At 66.0% G+C, this 19,410-nt stretch carries 2 protein-coding genes; both read right to left on the reverse strand.

Annotation, left to right across the window (positions count from 1 at the left end):
* Positions 1–993 precede the first annotated feature (993 nt).
* Positions 994–4,158 (reverse strand): non-ribosomal peptide synthetase, encoded by a 3,165-nt coding sequence (locus J3U87_RS21415; protein ID WP_237377818.1) that lies wholly within the window; start codon positions 4,156–4,158, stop codon positions 994–996.
* Positions 4,155–19,136 (reverse strand): non-ribosomal peptide synthetase/type I polyketide synthase, encoded by a 14,982-nt coding sequence (locus J3U87_RS21420; protein ID WP_237377819.1) that lies wholly within the window; start codon positions 19,134–19,136, stop codon positions 4,155–4,157. The genes J3U87_RS21415 and J3U87_RS21420 overlap by 4 nt, the downstream gene beginning before the upstream one ends.
* Positions 19,137–19,410 lie beyond the last annotated feature (274 nt).

Below are 19,410 nucleotides of genomic sequence, written 5' to 3' on the forward strand. Positions count from 1 at the left end.
ACGATCGTGGATCGCGCGGTACTTCGCGCTGGTGTTGCGGCCGAACATCGCTGCGGACGGGGATTCCACCTCGGGCGGATGTTGGTGGGAACGTGCCACGACATTGACATCGCATCAGGATGGGGACCTGCCCCGGGTCGCGCTGCAGGTGCGACCGGACGTCGCTGGGGGCGGGGAATCCCCTCATGGGTGGATGTTGGTGGGAACGTGCCGCGACATTGACGTCCCATCAGGATGGGGACCTGCCCCGGGTCGCGCTGTAGGTGCGACCGGACGTCGGTTTGGACCATTATTTATTTAGAACGCGGGCCAGAGGCCCGCCACCAGCGGGCACCCCGGAGGGGTGATACAGTACAGCGAAGGCGGTCCGGCGTTCCGGTTAAGGAGCCGAAAGGCGACGCAACCCTGGTTGTTCGGGGTGCCCGCATCCAGCCCCAACGGGGCGGCTCCGCGTGGGGCTTCCGGATGTGACGTGAACTCCCCACGAAGGACCAACCGGAGGTGGCGTGAACTCCGCTAGGGGCTTCGTAGTCCCGCCCCTTCAGGGCTGGGTTTCGGGAACTCCAGGGAACCAGGGTTGCGTCGGCGCTGCCTCCTTAACCCTTCGCTGAAATGTATGACCCTTTCAGGGTCCCTGCTGGTGGCGGGCCAGAGGCCCGCGTTCTAAATAAATGGTGATCCAAACATGGGGTTGGCCATCCCTGCAGGATTGGCCGCGAACGGTGCACGTCCAAGCACCCGGTTGCTGCGCCCGCGGCCATCCCTCCGGGATTGGCCACGAACGAAGAGCATCCAAGCATTCGGTAACCCCGAAACACGATCATCCCATCATCCGCGTTCCTGCGATCGGTACCCCACCGAGCATCGCAATGACCCGAATGGAGATCATCCGATCCGGTTGGCCATCCTCTCAGGTTGGGCCGCACACAATGAACGACCGGACTGGCTTACCACATCGACCGATCGATTCGCGAGGCAAGCCTTCGCGAATGCTCAGTCCACCAGGTCCTTGTTGTTGGGGTTGGGGAGGGCGCTGCGGTCCAACTTGCCCGTCGGCGTGCGCGGCAATGCGCTCAACCGCACGAACCAATGGGGAATCATGAACTCCGGCAGCCGCGCTTCCAGCCAGCCGCGCCAGGACCGCACCGACTCCGGCGTGCGCCGCGGAGAAACGACGTAGGCCGCCAGACGGGTGCCCTCGGGCGCCTTGACCGCCATCACCGCGCAGGCCGCGATCTCGGGATGCTCGCCCAGCACCGCCTCCACCTCGTCGACCTCCACCCGGTACCCCTTGATGTTGACCTGGCTGTCGATGCGCCCCAGGTAACGCAACCGTCCCCGGGCGTCGAAGCGGGCCAGATCCCCGGTGCGGTAGATGCGTCCGCCCGGCAGGCGTGTGAACGGATCGGGCAGGAATTGCGCGGCCGTGAGGCGCGGCCGACCCCAGTAACCGCGGGCCAGGATCTCGCCGCCCAGGTAGAGCTCGCCTGGGACGCCGATCGGGGCCAACTGCAGGTGCTCGTCGAGCACGTAGGCGCGCGCGTCCACGATCGGCGTGCCGATCGGCGGCAGCACCGGCCAGATGTTGGGACTGCCCTTGAGCGACAGCTCGCAGGCCACGTGGGTTTCGGTGGGACCGTACTGGTTGATCAGGCGTGCGGCCGGATGGCGCTCGAAGAACCGCACCAACGCGGGCGTGATGTGGAGCGCCTCGCCCGCGACGACGACCTCGCGCAGGTCGGCGATCGGCGGGTCGGTCAGCCGGAAGGACTCGGCCAGGTTCTGGAGGGTCGTGAACGGCACGAACAGGCGTTCGATCTGCTCCGAGCGCAGGTACTCCAACAACAGCCGGGGCTCGTTGCGGGTCTCCTCGTCGATCATGATCAGGGTCCCGGAAGCGCCCCAGGTACTGAAAATCTCCTGGAACGAGACGTCGAAGGAAAGCGACGCGAATTGCAGGGTCCGTGGCGCCGACAGCGAATGGGCGATCTGGTGTCGGATCAGGTTGGTCAGGGCGGCGTGCGGCATGGTGACGCCCTTGGGCGTGCCGGTCGAACCCGAAGTGAACATGATGTAGGCGGCGTCGCCGGCGAAGATGGAGACCTCGGGAGGCAGCGGTTCGCCTTCGCGGGCCAGCTCGTGGGCGGGATCGAGGGTCAGGGTGATGGTGTCGCTGGCGCGCAGGCGGGCGTTGGTGGAAATGTCGGTGAGGATGACCGCCGGACGGGTCATGGCCAACATGGCCAGCAGGCGTTTGCGGGGCCAGGTGGGATCGAGCGGCACGTAGGGCGCGCCGGCCTTGAGCACCGCAAGCACGGCCACCACTTGAAAGGGACCGCGGGTCAGGCACAGGGCCACCGGGCGCTGGCGGTTGGCGTTGAAGTCCAACAGGCGATGGGCCAAGGCGTTGGACAACTCCTGGAGCCGCGCGTAGTTCAACACGGTCTTGCCCTCGCGCACCGCCGCGACGTGGGGGCGTTCGGCCGCGGTGCGGGCCACCATGTCGGTGACGCGGGTGCCGGCGGCTTCCGGCGTCGCCAGCCACTCCGGCAGGGGGGAGGGCACGGCCTGCCAACCGTGCAGCAACAGGCGCATTTCGGGCAAGCCCAGCATCGGCAAGCGCGAGATCGGCATGCGCGGATCGTCCAGCGCCGCTTCCAACAGGAGGGTGAACCGTTCCGCGAATCGCGCGGCACTCACGGCCTCGAACAGGTCGCGGCTGTATTCGAACACGCAGGAGTAGTGGCCGTTTTCATCGCTGACCCAGAGCGCCAGGTCCAGCGAGGTGGAAATCGTCTTCAGGCTTTCGCGGATGAACGTGAGCCCGGAGACCTTCGGCAGGGGCTGCGGCGCCTCGAAGCCGAAAAAGACCTGGTACAGTGGTGCCGCGCTCTCGGTGGTGGACCCGTCGTGCAGGCTGTCGCGAATCTGGGCGAAGGGCACGCGGGCGTGCATCGCACAAATCGTCACCAGATCGCGAACCCGAGAGACGATTTGGGCGAAACAGGGGTCGCCGCGCAGGTCCAGCGGCAGCGGGAGGCGGTTGCAGAACGGCCCGATAAGGCCTTCGGCCTGGTGTTGCATGTGGCCGGTTTCGATGCCGATCACCATGCGCGGCTCGGCGCCGTGGCGCAGCAGCAGGATACTGAAGGCGGTCAGGCAGATGTGGAACGGGGTCGTGCCGCAGGTATCGGCGAGCGCGCGCAACCCGGCGCGCAGTTCCGGTGTCAGCCGGAACCGGTGGCGGCCCGCCTGGCGCGTCGGTTCCGCGCTGCGGGGCCGGTCCGTCGGTAACTTGATCACCGGTGGGAAGCCGTCCAACTGGTGCCGCCAGAAATCCAGGGCTTCGCGCAACTCGGCCGAGCGCTCCCAACCGCGCTGCCAGAAGGCATAGGTCGCGAATTGGATGGGGGGCGGCTGTGGGGGAGGGACGCTGTCTTTCTTGCCGGCGTGAAAATGGTTGTACCAGGTGAGCACCTCGTTCAGCAGGAGGTGCATCGAGGGCGGGTCGCAGGCGATGCGATGGGCCGCCAGAGCGAAAAACCACTCGCGATCGCCCATGCGCATCAGCAGGGCCCGCAACGGAATGTCGTAGCCGGGATCGTAGGCCGTGCGGAACCAGGACCGGAACTCGTCGCGCGATTCGCGGTTGCGCAGACTCGCCGGGCTGTGGCGGATATCGACCAGGTGGAAGGGGGGCGCGCAGTCGGTGCGGATCTCGGTTCGGGTGCGGCCGCGCGTGACCATGGGGTAGCGGGTACGCAGGATTTCGTGGTGCTGCAACACCGAATTCAGGGCCTGACGCAGGTGCTGGGGGTTGATGTCGCCGCGAACGCGGAACATACACGGAATGAACGGCTCCGAGCGGTTGGGTTGCTGCTTGGCGATCGTCAGGAATTCGCGTTGTTGGCGGGTCAACGGGGGCAATTCGCCGTGGGGCGAATCGGGAATGGCCGGCAACGGCGTTTTGGAAAGGTAGGGATAGCCGGCGACGATCTGACCCAGACGCGACAGGCTCGGCCGAGCCTGTTCGATGGACGAGTCAAGCGTCTCATCCAAGCCGCCTTGCGGATCGTCGACCTCCAATCGACCGTTCCGCAGGGTGAGCGTGATGCCGCGCTGCGCACATTGTTCCAGCAGCGCGTGCAGCTCACTCATAGTTCCCCCTCTTCAAAGTAGTCGTCTCGAGAATGCGGTAGCGGGACTGCCGGTTCGGCCTCCTCTTCCATATGACAGACGGATTCGTCCCGCTCGATGCGAAGTCGCACCGCGATACCGGCAATGGTCAATTGGTCGAAGAAAGCCGCTTGCGGAAGATTAACACCGAGTTGGTCGCGAATCTCAGCCAAAATTTGCAATGCGAGTAGAGAATTTCCGCCCAGCTCGAAGAGATGGTCCTCGACACCGACCTCCGCGAGGCCGAGCGCGGCACGCCAAATCTCCGCCAGCGCGGCTTCCAGCTCGTCCCTCGGAGCGACGAACGGTGTTTCGATGCGCGGTCGGGGGTGCCCGTGCGAACCGTTGCGAACCGGCTCCTCGCCGGGCGATTCTTCGGGCGACCGTTCCGGCGACGGCAGGTCGGACGGGTCCGATGGAGCTTGTCCCTGTCGTATCTCCACGGAAGATGACCCGGTGTCCCACTGCACGTCGAAGGGCCGGAATTTGGAGGGATGGGTCACCACCAGGAGCCGCGCCATGCCGGTGGACAGCGCGCGCGCCACCACTTCGGGCCCTTCTGCCGGCTCGATGCCGTAGGGCGAGGGTCGCGAACCGGTCATGTGTTGGAGCGGCGAGCGCGTCGCCATGCCGATCGACAGCCACATGTCCCAGCCGATGCTGAGCACCTGGGTACCGCGGGCGCTGGCCGCCTCGGCGAAGGCGTCCTGAAAGGCGTTGGCCGCCAGGTAATCGGCCTGACCGAAGGTGCCGGTCGCCGAAATCAGCGATCCGCAGAGCAGCAGAAAGTCCAGCTCCGGGCCGGCGAACAGCTCGTGCACCAACCGCGTGCCTTCCACCTTGGGCGCGAAGACCGACTGCCACGCATCTGGTTCCATGCGCGCCAACAGGCCGTTGCCCGGCACGCCCGCGGCGTGGACGATGCCGTGAACCGCACCGAAGCGGGCCAGGAGTCGGTCGCGCAAGCGGGTGACCTCGCCGCGATCGGCGATATCGAGGGTTTCGATCAGAAGCTCGATCTCGAGGTCGCGCAGGTGCTCCAGCAGTGCGCGACGTTCGGCCGCTTCCCGAGCGACGGCCTCGCCGGGAATCGTCACGGGGACCTGGGTTCCGGTCGTGGTGTCGCCGCTGCGCGAGCAGAGGACCAGCACGCCGGCGCCGCATTCGGCGAGATGGGTGGCCAGGGTCAAACCCATGCCGCCCGTGCCGCCCGTGATCAGGTAGACGCCGCCCCGGCGAATTCGCGCCCGATGCGCGGGATCCGGCTTCGTGGGCAAGGGTTCGAAGGACTCCTGCCAGACGTGGGCTCCGCGCAGGGCCAGCACCGCAGGCGAGGGAAGAGACGTTGAATTCGGCTCGATCCATTCGCGAACCAACAGGTCCACACTTTTCTCGTGAGGCGTGCCCATGCCGATGTCGATCAAGGCGCAACCCAATTGGGGAAACTCGTTGGCGAGGGCGGCGAGCGGACCACGCAACAGCGATTTCTCGGGAACGGGGGGCGCGCCGAACGGATCTGCGAGACTGTCGGCACCCGCCAGAAGCCGGTACTCGCGATCGCCGCGTTCTTTGGCGTACCAGCGAGCCAGAGCGGCCAGGGCACCGAAACAGACGGCCTCCCATTCCTGCGGGGACGAGGAGGCATCCATCTGCATCGGCCAGAGGTAGAAACAACCGCGAGGCAAGCTACCCAGTTCGCGGGACAGCGCCTCGAAATCCTCGAACGACGCCGGATTCACCTGGTACCGATCTCCACCCAGACGACGGAAACGGTCGCCGCGCTGGACACGGACGGTGCGCGTTCCGGCGCCTTCCAGACGCGCGCAAAGGGCTTCGATCAATCCACCTTCGTCGCCGAACACCAGGGCGTCGCCGTGATCCGGTGTCGGCCTTGGTGCCTCGACGGTTCGAGCGACGGCCAGGCGCCGCCAGGAAGGTGCGTGGAACCAGTCGGTTATGGGGAGTCGCCGCGAATGGGAGGCGGACTTCGCCAGGTTGGTGCCGGCCGGGTCGGGTGAACGATCGACCGGAGCCCGAACCGCAGGGACTTGGCGCCTTGGGGATTCGCGCACGGGTTCGATCCAGTGGGAGGCGCGGTCGAACGGGTAGGTCGGCAGTTCCAGTTTTCGGTATTCGGATCCGAACCAGGCCGGCCAATCCCAGCGGGCGCCGGCTTCCCACAACCGCGCGGCGATGGGCGCCGGATCTGTCGCCGCGCCGTCGCGATCCATCACCTGGCGCGTGCGCGAGACGGCGTCTTGCCCGATGTTGGCCGCGACCAGACCCGAGAGCGTTCGCCTCGGACCCAGCTCCAACCACACCGCCTGCTGCGCCCCGGGAACCGATGCCAGCCCGTCGGCCATCAGGACCGGACCGCGCAGTTGGCGGGCCCAATAATCGGGGTCGACGGCCTGCTCCGGCGTGATCGGCATCCCCGTGACACAGGAGAGGAAGGGCATGGCCGGTTCGCGTCGCGTGACCGCGGCGATCGCGCGCGCCAGCGGTTCCATGGCGCCGGCCATGGACGCGGAATGGAACGCGTGATGGCTTTGAACGATTCGGACCTTCTCGCCCGCTTCGCGCCACTCGTCCTGAAGGTGTGCGATCGATGCGGATGGGCCGCTGACCACGGTTTGATCCGGTCCGTTCTCGGCGGCGATCGCGACGTCTCCCGTCGAACAATGGGTTCGCAACAGCGCACGGGTCGCCGCGGCACCGCGTCCGATGGCCAGCATGGCCCCCGCCGGGGCATCGCCCATGAGGCGCCCACGCAGCGCGACCAGGCGAAGCGCATCCTCCAAAGCGAAGACCTCGGCGAAGGTGGCCGCCACCCACTCGCCCAAGCTGTGGCCGACCGCGAAGTCGACGCGAAGGCCGCGTTGTCGCCATGCGCGTGCGAGGGCGATCTCGAAGGAGAACAGAATCGGTTGACCCACACGCGTCTGGGCCAGGCGCTCGTCCCAAAGGTGGGCGGTCTCGGGGTCGTTGGGATCGGCGTACAGGGGATCGCGCAGGTCGAACCCGAGCGCCGCGTGCAGGATGTCCGCGCAGTGATCGATGGTTTCATCGAAGACGGGATCCCCCCGGAACGGAAGTCCCATGCCCGGAAATTGGGTGCCCTGGCCTGGGAATAGCGCCACGACCGGTGTTTGGGCCGGGCTGCGCGGGGGTGGGTTCTCGGCCGCACGACCCAGGCGTTCGCGGGCCTCTTCCCCGTCGGCGGCATGCACGGCGAGTCGATGGGGGAAGGGTTTGCGGCCCGCGGCGAGCGTCCACGCCACATCGCCCAGTCGCCCTTCCGGCACCTCGTGCAAATGATCCAGGAGCCGTTGCGCGGCGATCTTCAGGTCGCCTTCGCTCTTGGCGGACACCACCAGCGGGTGGCGCACCCGTTCCGAACGTCGCTGTCCCGTCGGGTGACGATCTCCAGGCGGCGATTCGAGGATCACGTGGGCATTGGTGCCGCCGATGCCGAACGAACTCACCGCGGCGCGCCGAGCCGACGCGGACCAGTCACGCAGTCGATCGGCAACCCGGAAGGGTCCCGAATCGAAGTCGATGTGCGGATTGGGGGTTTGGAAATGCAGGCTGGGCGGCACGGCGCCGTGTTTGACGGCCAGCGCCGCCTTGATCAGGCCGACCACGCCCGCGGCCGTATCCAAGTGGCCGATGTTGGTTTTGACCGAACCCAGGGCGCAGAAGCCGCGCTTGTCGGTGAACTTGCGCCAGGCCCGGGTGAGGGCCTGAACCTCGATGGGATCGCCCAGCGGCGTGCCGGTACCGTGCGCTTCCACGTAGCCGATGCTTTCCGGCGAGATGCCGCCCGACCGCAACGCCTGTTCGATCACCTCGCTCTGGCCGTCGACGCTGGGCGCCGTGAAGCCCACCTTGTGGGCGCCGTCGTTGTTGGTGGCCGAGGATTTGACGATCGCGTGGATCGGGTCGCCGTCGCGCAGGGCGTCGTCGAGTTTTTTCAGCACGACGAAGGCCGCACCGTCGCCCGGAATCGTGCCGCGGGCTTCCGCGTCGAAGGCTCGGCACTTGCCGTCCGGCGAGAGAATCATGCCTTCCTGGTACAGGTAGCCGCGTGCGGGCGGCATGTGAAGCGTGGCGCCGCCGGCCAGGGCCAGGTCGCAATCGCCACGCAACAGGGCTTCGCGTGCCAGATGGACGGCGACCAGCGACGTGGAGCAGGCCGTCTGCACGGTCAGCGAAGTCCCCTTGAGATTGAGTTTGTAGGCGATCCGGGTGGCGGCGAAATCCTTTTCCACGGCCAACGACATCTGGTAATCGCCCATGGTGCGCCAGGCCTCGCGGTTGTTCAGCAGGTGGCGGGTCAGGTAATCCGGCCAGCCGGTGCCCGCAAAGACGCCGACGTCACCCTGACCCGTGCCTGCCGGGTACCCGGCCCGCTCCAGGGCCTCCCAGGCCAATTCCAGCAGCAGCCGTTGTTGCGGGTCGGTGACCCTGGCTTCCATCGGCGACATACCGAAAAGATCGGCGTCGAAGCGGTCGATGTGCGGTAGGTCGGCTACGCGGGCCACGTGATCGGGATCCTCGCGCAGCTCGGGATCGAGGGCCTCTCGTTCCTGGGGCGTCAGATCGCGGATGCTGCACAGGCCCCGTTTCAGGTTGTCCCAAAATGCCTCCGGTGAATCGGCGCCCGGGACCCGCAGGGCCATGCCGATCAGGGCGACGTCGTCGCTGCGCGTCTCGCGTGAGGCCGTTTCGCGTACCCGATGCGTCTCTTCGGGTACCGTCGCAATGGATGTAGGCCACTGGGATTGCAGCAGGTTCGCCTGTCCAACGGGCGTGGGATGGCGGAACAGTTCGATCAGGTCGAGTTCGATTCCGTGACGTTCGGCGATCAAATCGCGCAACCGCAACAGAAGCAGCGAATGACCGCCCAGATCGAAAAAGTTGGCCTGGGGGTCCGGCTCGCGCTCCAGCAATTCGCCCCAGAGGGCCAGGATCGCGTCCAGCGGCTGGACCCTGGGCTGTCGGGGTATCGGGGATGGTTGCGGATCGCGAGGTACGTCGTTGGCCGCCGGCCGATCGAGCCGGGCAAGCAGGGCCGCACGATCGGTTTTACCGGAGTGAAGCAGCGGAAAGGCATCGATCACGTGGAGGTGTTGCGGGACCATGAAGTGAGGCAACCGCTGGGTCGTGAAATCGCGCAGCGCCTGCTCCCTGGGAGCGGGACCGCCGTAGCTCGGATCCAGCGTGACGAAGGCATGTAGCGATTCCGGGTTGTCCTGGGCGCGGTGGACCAGGGCCAGGGCGTCGTTGATCGCGGGATGGCGGCGCAGGACCGCCGCGATCTCGTGAAGCTCGATGCGGAACCCGCGCAATTTCACCTGGTGATCCAAGCGGGCGATGAAGATCAGGTGCCCCTCGTCGGACCAGACTACTTTGTCGCCGGTTCGGTACAGGCGGGAGCCCGGCTTCGAGGCATGGGGATCGGGGATGAATTTCTCGGCCGTGAGGCCCGGGCGACCGAGGTAGCCTCGTCCCACGCCCGCACCACCGATGAAGAGCTCACCGGGTTGGCCGGGCGGTACGAGTTGAAGTTCCGAATCCAGCACCCGGACCAGGACACCCGAGACCGGCCTGCCGATCGGCGGTATCCGGGCCAAATCCCGTTCGCGAAGCACGTGGAGGGTGGCGTCCACGGTCGTTTCCGTCGGTCCGTAGAGGTTGATGACGGGGCAGGTGCGCATCCATCTCGCCACGACCTGTGGCGTGCTGGCCTCCCCGCCCGAACCGATCAGGCGTAGGTCGGGCAGGTTGTCCTCGGGGGTGGCGGCCCAGATCGAATTCGGGGCGATGGCGAACGTGATGCGGCCGCGTCTCAGGGATTCGGCCAGCGGTGGTCCTGGCAAGCGCTCGTCGTGGCTTGTGTGGCACAGTGCGGCGCCACTGCAGAACGCGAACACCATGTCGAAGATCGAGGCGTCGAAACTGAAGGAGCTGAGGTGCAGGACGCGGTCTTCGGCCGTGATCTCCAGGTCTTCGATCACCGTGCGGGGGACGCGCGCCAGGCCGCCGTAGGTCAGCATGGTCCCTTTCGGCCGACCGGTGGAACCGGACGTGTAGATGATGTAGGCCAGATGGTCCGGATCCAGCGGCGAGGTGCTCAACTCGACCTGGGTGCCGGGCTCCGGCGGTCGACCGGGATCGAGGCGCGGGACCTCGACGTCCACCGGGAGTTGCAAGCCGGCGCGCGCGATGATCACCTTGGGGACGACCTCGGAAATCATGAACTGCAGGCGTTCCGGGGGGAACTCCGGATCCAGGGGAAGGTAGATGCCGCCGGCGCGCCAAATGCCCAGGACCGACGCATAGGCCGCCGCCTCGTGTTCGGCGAAAACCGCCACCGGGATTTCGGGACCCACGCCGTGGGCGCGCAGGTCGCGGGCGATGGCCGCCGACCAGGCCTCCAACTGACCGTAGGTCATATCGCGATCCTCGGGGTGGCGGCCGACGTTCACCAGCGCCGGTCGATCGGGTTGGGCGCGTGCGATGTCCACGAACGTCTGGTGGATCAGGCTGGGAGCGCCGGGGCCGGAGGTCTTGCCCTCGGGCCAGCGATGCAGCAACTTCGTGCGTTCTTCGGGGGTGGTGAGATCCACGCGGCGCACCGGTGCCTCGGGCTCGCCGGTCAGGCGTTCCAAAAGCAGCGTGAACTGCCGGGCCATGGCGGCGATGCAGGCTTCGCCGAACGACGCCGACCGGTAATCGAGCACCAGGCGGCGGGTGCCGTCGCGAAGGTGAACCAGAAGGAAGGTGAGGTCGAACTTGGCACGGTTCAGTTGGGTTTCCCGCAACGCGACGTCGAGATGATCGAGGCGGGGTGGCTGAAGTTCTTCCTGATAGGCGAAGACCACGTTGAAGAAAGGATTGCCGTTGGGGTCGCCGCCGAGTCCCAATTTCTCGATCAACAGGTCGAAGGGGTAGTCTTGGTGGGCGAAGGCGTCCAGGCAGGTATCGCGAACCGTCGAGAACCAGGTGTCCAGGTCTTCGGTCGCGCCCACGCGCATGCGCAGGGCGAGGGTGTTGCTGAAGAACCCGATCAGGTTTTCGGTGCCCTCGTACTGCCGGTTGGCGATTTGGGTGCCGATGCAGAAATCGTAACGATCGGTGAGGCGACTCAGCAGTACCGCCGTCGCGGCCAGATAGGCCATGAACGGGGTCAGGTGCCGCTCGCGGCTTTTTCGCTCCCAAGCTTCGGCCAATTGGGGTGGGATATCGAGGGTGTATTCGGAACCCTGGTCTTCGCCGGTGGCGGTAGGGTCGGTGGCGGTAGGGCCGCTCCCGGTTTGCCATGGTTCGATCGCGAAATGCAGCAGATCCGGTGGTGCTGCCAGGGTTCGCCGCCAAAAGGCCAATTGCCCGTCGAACCGGCCCGATTCGATCCACGTCCGTTGGCGTGCGGCGAAGTGCCGGTATTGAAGTGGAAGCGCGGGAAGTTGCGCCGTTCGGCCCGCAACCGCGGCATTGTAGGCCGTTTCCAGGTCCGCGAAGAGAATCGGGATCGACCAGCCGTCACCGGCGATGTGATGCAGCACGATGGACAGGTGGTAGCGCCTGGGGCAGGATTCGATCAACAGGGCGCGCATCGTCGGGTCGGCCCCGAGATCGATGGGCTGCGACAGTTCGCCCTGAATCAGGCGCTCCGCTTCCCTTTCCGCCCCTTCCGGATCGAGATGGGTTAGATCGATCACCTTCGGCGCCAAAGTTGTGGCGGATTGCACGGATTGAATGGGTTCACCGTTGCGCGAGCGGTAGGTGGTGCGCAGGATCTCGTGACGTTCGACCACCGCCGAAAGCGCCGCCCACAGGGCCGATGCGTCGAGGTCGCCCGTGAGTCGCATACTGCCGGCCAGGTAGTAGAGTGGACCCTGCCCGCGCAATTGTTCGAGGAACCAGAGGCGCCGTTGGGGGTAGGACAGCGGTGCCGCTTGGGGCGAGACCTCGCCGATCGCGCTCTCGCAGGCGCCCTCGTGGCTCGCCGATGTCAGCCGCTCGGCTAGCAGATCGGCCAGCGGTCTGGGCGATGGATGCAGAAAGAAGTCCCGCAATGTCAAATGAATACCGAAATGATCCCGAATTCGGTTGAGCAGCCGCGTGCCGTTCAGTGAATGGCCGCCCAGTTCAAAGAAGTCGTCGAATTCGCCGATTGCGTCTCGTTCCAGAACCTCGCCGAACATGCGCCTCAGCTCGCCGCACATCCCGTCCGACACCCCGGGCCGAGGTTCGGGGCAGGAGCCGCGCATCGGTGCGATGCCCTCGCTTTCCACAGCTCGCTCGGCGGCCGGGGAGACATCCAACTCCAGGTCGGGTTCGGTCAGTAAGCGTTCGAGCGTGGCCTGGAAGTCCATTGCCAGCGCCGCACGCTTCTCCGGAGAAAAAAGATCCCGGTTGAAGGTCACTCGGCACGCCATCCGGTCGTTTCGGTGCGTGATCGTGATGCCCAGGTCGAATTTGGCCACATCGACTTCCAGCGGCTGCAGCCGTGCTTCGAGGCCGTCCAAATCCAGCCGGTGGGCCGGGAAATTCTCGTAGGAGAACATCACCCGGAACACCGGGTTCCAGGAGGTCTTGCGGTTGCGGTTGGTGGCGATCAGGCGGAAGGGCACCTCCCGATGGGCGAGCGCCTCGTGAACGCGATGCGCGGCCGCCTCCAGAACGTCGCAGAAGCGGCGATAGGGGGAAGCGTCCAGGCGAATGGGCAGCATGTTGACCAGGTGACCGACCATGTGTTCCAAGTCCTTGGTGCTGCGTAAGGTGACCGGGGTCGCGATGACGAAATCCCGTTGCCCACAGAGTTGGGCCAGCCACGTGTGACAGGCACCGAACAGAACCGCGAATGGTGTGACCTTGGCCTGGCTGCAGAGGCGGCCGATCGCGGAATCGGTGGTTTCCGGAAGTGTGAAGCAAATGGTTTCGGCCTTGAAGTCGGGGACGCTTGGCGTCCTGTGGTCGGTGGGGAGATTCAGGGTCGGGGCCCGGTCCAGGTACCTGTCCCAAAAGTCCAATGCCGGCCCGAGGCGGGTGGGGTTCCACCAGGCCCGTTCGGCACGAGCGAAGGCGGGATACTCATAGGGCAATGGCGGCAGGGAGGGCTCGGCTGGCGTGGATCCTTCCGCGGCGGTGTCGTAGAGCCGCGACCATTCACGCAAAAGAACGCCCATCGAATGGCCGTCGCTTACGAGATGGTGGGCGACGAGCACGAACAGGTGGTGGTCCGGTGTCAATTGAAAGAGGCTGGCTCGTATCGGTGCCTCTACCCGCAGGTCGAAGGGTCGCTCGACGGCCTGTTCGAAGTGGGACTTCCAGCGATCGGGTGGGATGGTTTCGAAATGCAGGTTGGCGACGACGTCTTCCTCGATCGTTTGGGTCGGTTCTTCGGCATCGGGTCGAAACCGCGCCCGAAGCATGGCGTGGCGCTGGACCAACGCGGAAAAGGTACGAACGAACCGGCCGCGATCCAATGGTCCGTGGAGGTGAAACGCCACGGGAACGTGGTACAGGTGGGGCACGGTGGCGATCTGTTGGTGGAACCACAGCGACAGTTGTCCATTGGAGAGGGGGTGCGGCCCGGATCCATGCGATTCGGGGTCCTGGCTCAGCTCGAAACACGCGGGATGGACCCGTTTCAAGGCCGCGGCCATGCCGGCCAATGTCGGTTCCTCGATCAACGCGGCCACCGGAACCGAGCGGCCTATCTCGTTCTCGATGCGGGCGGCGAGCGTCACCGCGTCCAGGGAGTGGCCTCCCCTCTGAAAGAAGTGGCTGGCGCGGGTCACGGCCGGGCCTGGAACCAGGTCGGCCCACATGCGGGCCAGCGTTTCTTCGGCTCGGCCGCTCGGGGGTTCGTCATCCAGGTGCGCCGTCGCCCCGCGGGCGTCGGAGCCGGTACGTACCGAATCGAGCAATGCCTGGCGGTCCACCTTGTTGTTGGGGGTGCGGGGAAAGGAGTCACGAACCCAGATCCGCGCCGGGACCATGTACTCCGGCAAGTGTTGCGAAAGGTAGTGACGCAACGCGTCGGAACTCGGGGGTTCGGAAATCCCTTCCGCCAAACGAATCCAGGCCAGCAAACGCTTCGGTATTCCCGACGCCCATTCGGCGGCCACTAGGCTCTCGCCCGTGGCGGGATGGCTGTCGAGGTGGTGCTCGATTTCTCCCGGCTCGATGCGGTAACCGCGCAGTTTGATCTGGTGATCGATGCGTCGGTGGAAGTCCAGCCTGCCGTCTGGGAGGAAGCGCGCCAGGTCGCCGGTTCGGTACAGTCGACCACCGGCGGGTCGATCCTCGCCGCCGTCGGCGAACGGATCCGGTACGAAGCGATCGGCCGTCAGCCCGGGCTGGTCGAAATAGCCGCGCGACACGCTGATGCCGCCGAGGTAGATTTCCCCGATCTGGCCCGGGGCCACCGGTGCAAGGGCCGCGTCGAGCAGGTAGAGCGAGGCGCCGGGCATGATGAAGCCGAGATCGGGCCTGCGCCCGTCGGGCCGGATTTCGGCGGAGGTGGCGAACAGGGTGCATTCGGCCGGTCCGTAGATGTTGAGGTACATCCGGTCGTCGGCCCAGGTGCGCGCCAGTTGGGCGCTGGTGGGTTCGCCGCCGCACACGAGCAGGCGCAGCGCGGGCCAGGGCCGCGGCGGAAGTTGGGCGATGAAAGAGGGCGAGACGGTCAGGGTCGTGACACCCCAGTGGCGGAACCGCTCCAGCGCCTCGCCGTCGGGCCAAAACGGCTGTGGCAGGCCCAACAGCAGGCAGCCGCCGCGGCCGACGCTGTAAGCCCATTCGATCAGGCTGAAATCGAAGCTGGGCGACATGATCTGGGCCAGCCGTGTATCGTCGTCCGCGGGAACCAGGTCGATCATGCCCGCCATGATGTTGACGATCGCGTCGTGCTGGAGCAAGGCGCCTTTGGGTCTTCCGGTGGACCCGGAAGTGTAGATCAGCGCGGCACCTTGGCCGGAGAGAATCTCGAGGTCGAGGTCCCGGTCCTCCTGTCGGCGAATCTCCCGCTCGAGCTGTGCACGGCCGATCACGACCACGCCATCCGGTATCGACAGGGCCGACGTTTCGAGGCTTCCGTGGAGGTCGATCAGAATGCGCGGTCTGCTGTGGGCGATGAGGTGGTTCAATCGATCGGAGGGATAGTCGGGGTCCAAGGGCACGTAGATGGCGCCGGCTTTCCAGATACCCAACGTGGCTACCTGCCATATCGACTCGCGGGCCACCAGCACCCCCACGCGGTCCTCGCGGCGAATGCCCAGGCCGCGCAGGTAGCGGGCGGCCTGGTTGGAGGCCCGGTTCCAGGCGTCGTAACTCAGTGTGAGTGGTTGGGATACGAAGGCATTGCCGTTCTCGTCCGTCACGGTTTCCAAGGCGATGCGATGGGGGATGGCCCGCGCCTGGCGTTCGATGAAGTGGTGGATGGCGGCCACGGGTTTCAGCACCGGGCCGCTGTGATTCCAGTCGCGCAGCAGCATCTCGCGGGTCGCGGAATCGATCAGGGGCAGGGAGGTCACGACCCGCGCCGGTTCGCGCACGGCGGCTTCCAGCAGGGTCCCGAACCAGGCGGCGAAACGCCGCGCGGTTTGCGGGAGAAACCGTCGCGGGCTGCAGGCCAGCTCACCGACCCAGGTACCCTCGCTGAACGCCAGGTCGAGCGTCAGGTCGATGGGCGGCGGCGGAGAGGGTAGAGGCAGGGAGGAAAAGCTCAGGCCGTGAAGCGCGAACTCGGAGGTTCGGCCGGTGAAGGCCAGGGTCGACAGTTCGGCGTGAAGGGGTGGGTTTTGAAACACCAGCATGGCTTGGAACACCGGTGTTTCGTTGACGTTGCGTTCGGGCGCGACGTCGGCGACCACGCGGTTGAAGGGGTAGTCGCCGTGGGTCAACGCCTGGCCCATCACCTCGCGGACCTGTTCGACCCAGTGGCGAAAGCCGGTCCGGTGGTTGCCGCGAATGCGGATCGGCAGAGGGTTGACCAGGTAACTGAAGGTATGGGCACGGCGCAGGTCGTAGCGACAGTGGTTGGGGGTGCCCACCACGGTGTCGTCACCCTGGGCGAGTCGCTGCAGCCAAAGGTGGTAGGCGGCCATGATCACGGTGAAACCGGTGGTTCGGCACGCTTGGGCCAGATCGGCGATCGCCTTGGAGACCTCGGGCGAAAACGCCACGGGAACCGTGGTGGCACTAGCGTCCGAGCCGCTCTCGGGTGAATCGTGGGGGATGGGCAGGTGAGACGGCGCATCGCGAAGGTGTTCCCGCCAGAACTGGGCGTCGGCTCGGGCGCGTGGCCCGTCGAGATAGGCGGCCTGCTGGCGGCGGAGTCGTTCGGGATCGCCCGCCCGCTCGGTCAGCGTATCCGGCGAGGTCGCGTAGGCTTGGGAAAACTCGTCCAGGAACAGGGCGATCGACCAAAAATCGGTAATCAGGTGGTGAAACCGGAACAGGATGGGGGTTCGGTCCGGCAGCCCGGTCAGGACCAGGCAATCCCAGGCCGGCTTGTCGGGGCGGATCAGGGGCGCGTCGAGATGTGGTTGCATGCGATCGAGCCAGGTCGAGGGGGCCCGCTCCCGACTCGGATCGAGGAGAATCTCCGAAAGCGGCAGTGGTTGGCATTCCGGCAGGCGATAGCCGGCCTTGCCCCCCTGACCCTCGAACACCGCGCGCAGCATGGGGTGGCGCCGTTGGATCCTTTCCAGGACGGCCCGCACCCGGGCGGGATCGGCAGGGGCGTGGAGCACCAGGGCCGTACGCAGGTGGTAGGCGGTGGTATTCGGCTGTAGACGGTGCAGGTACCACAGTGCTTCCTGGTTGGCCGACAAGGGGATGAGCTCACGAGCGGCTTGGGGTTCGCGAGCCATCTCCATGTCTTCCGGGGCCGGCGCATTCCGATCTTCCAGGGCCGAGGTCAACGTCGTGACGAGCTGCTCGAGGGTCAGGTCTCCGCGGCAGAGCATCGCGTCCGCGGTCAGTTCCAAGTCGCGCTGGATGGCGTGATTCAACTTCAGGACCGCCAGCGAATCGGGCAGCCAGACGGCCAATGGGGTGTCCGGTTCCAGCGCATGCTCGGGCAAACCGGTTCGTGTTCGGAGATACCGCACCAGCCAGGCGCGTACCCATTCGGCGCGTCGTTCCGAAGGTACCGCCCGCAACGCGGTCCCGTCGATCTCGGAGGTCGCGGCCGGCATATCGTCCTCTTCGAAGAGGTGGCTGGCGATCACTTTCAGGTCGCCCTCCTGAAAGGAACGCGCACAGGCGCGGCGTTGGATCTTGCCGCTACTTGTTTTCGGCAGGCCGCCCGGGCGCAGCAGTACCGCCGCGTGCAGCTCCACGCCGTGGTGTTCGCGGATGGCCAGGGACACGGCCGCGAAGATGGCGTCGATCTCGGGATCACGGCGCGCTTCGCGCTTGATTTCCATGGCCAAAACGGGTCGCTCTCCCCTTGCCGTCTCCACCGCGAAGGCTGCCGAACCGTTGCGTTTCAGGTCGTCATGGGCCTCTTCGGCCGTGTGTTCCAGATCGCGGGGATACAGGTTGCGACCTTCGACGATGATCAATTCCTTGAGCCTGCCCGTGATGAACAGGCGATTCTCGTGCAGGAAACCCAGATCGCCCGTGCGCAGGAAGGGGTTCGGATCGCCGCCCGCCATCTTGGCGGCGAACACTGCTTCGGACTGGTCGGGCCGGTTCCAGTATCCCAGGGCCACGCTCGGGCTCTGCAGCCAGATTTCGCCGATATGACCGGGCTCCCGGCGGCGTTGGCTATCGGGATCGACGATGACCACGTGGGTGTCTTGGTCCAATTGTCCGCAGTCGACCACCTGGATCGCCGAAGACTTGCCGGGGGCGGGCACGATGCGACCCTCGCCCAGGCTCTCAGCCTCCAGGGCCATGTGCCGCGGCGGTTCGCTGCCCCGCGAGGCCGTCACCTTCAGGGTGTGTTCCGCCAGACCGTACCCTGGCGACAGGGCTTCGCGTCGCAGGCCCGACACCGCGAACGCTTCGGCGAACAGGTCGAGCGTATCCGGACGGATCGGCTCGGCCCCGTTCAACATCAGCCGCACATGTCCCAAATCCAGTTCGGCGCGTTCGGCTTCCGTAGTTTTTTGGCGCGCCAGATCGAAGGCGAAATTGGGTGCCGCGGTGTGGGTGGCCTTGTGTCGCGCCATGGCCGCCAGCCACCGCGCGGGTCGCATCAAAAACGCGACCGGTGCCATGAGAAAGCTCGGGACGCCCTTGAATACCGGAACCAGGATGCCGTAGATCAGTCCCATGTCGTGAAAGGCAGGCAACCAACTCAGGATCGCATCGCCCGGTCCCAACGGTTCGGTTCGGTCCAACGAGGCACAGTTGATCCAAAGGTTGCGATGACTCACCATCACGCCCTTGGGGTCACCCGTCGATCCGGAGGTGTACTGCAGGAAGGCCAACCGCTGGCCGTCGTCCGGTTGGATTCGGGTGGAGGTGCGCCGGTTCGGCAGGCGATCCACCGCGATCGTTTCCAGAGGTTGATTCGATTTGGGATCGTGGAGCCGGCGGTTCGCGGAATCGCACTGGGCCTCGGTGGTCAGGATGGCCGACGCGTCGCAATCCGCCACGATGGCGCTCAGGCGGCGGAAGTGATGGTTGGCCCGCGGTGGATAGGCCGGAACCGCCACCATGCCGGCCTGGAGGCATCCGAAAAAGGCCGCGACGAAATCCAGGCCTTGCGGGAAGAGCAGCAGCACGCGCGATCCCTCGGGATAGGCACCCTGCAGACGGGCCGCGACCGCGTCGGCACGTTCGGCCAATTGGGCGTAGGTCCATGAACGACCGATTCGGTCACCGTTTTCCAGATAGGTAAATGCGTGGTTGTCCGGCGTTTCGGCGGCACGACGGGCGAGCACCTGGGCGAAGGTCGCGCAATCCAGCGAAGAAAGCGACGGGAAGAACATGCGAACTACCTCTATCGGTTGGAGTCGTGCAAAGCGGTGCCCGGGAGGTCGAAAGGGCGAGGGCGTTCGCTTCGAAATGACGTGGAGCTGGGCATCCCCGCCGGATTCGTGTGAAGACCTCGTGGACAGGTGGGGCCAATCTGCCGGCTCCTTCGCGCATGTTCCGCTGGGAAAAACCGAGAACCCCTGCAGGATGAATGAAGGAATTACGACCGAATGGGACGGATACCGGCAATCGCGAGGTCAATTGGTGACGGGATCGAGAAGGGAAATT

This window comes from Sulfidibacter corallicola, assembly GCF_017498545.1.
Lineage (GTDB): Bacteria > Acidobacteriota > Holophagae > Acanthopleuribacterales > Acanthopleuribacteraceae > Sulfidibacter > Sulfidibacter corallicola.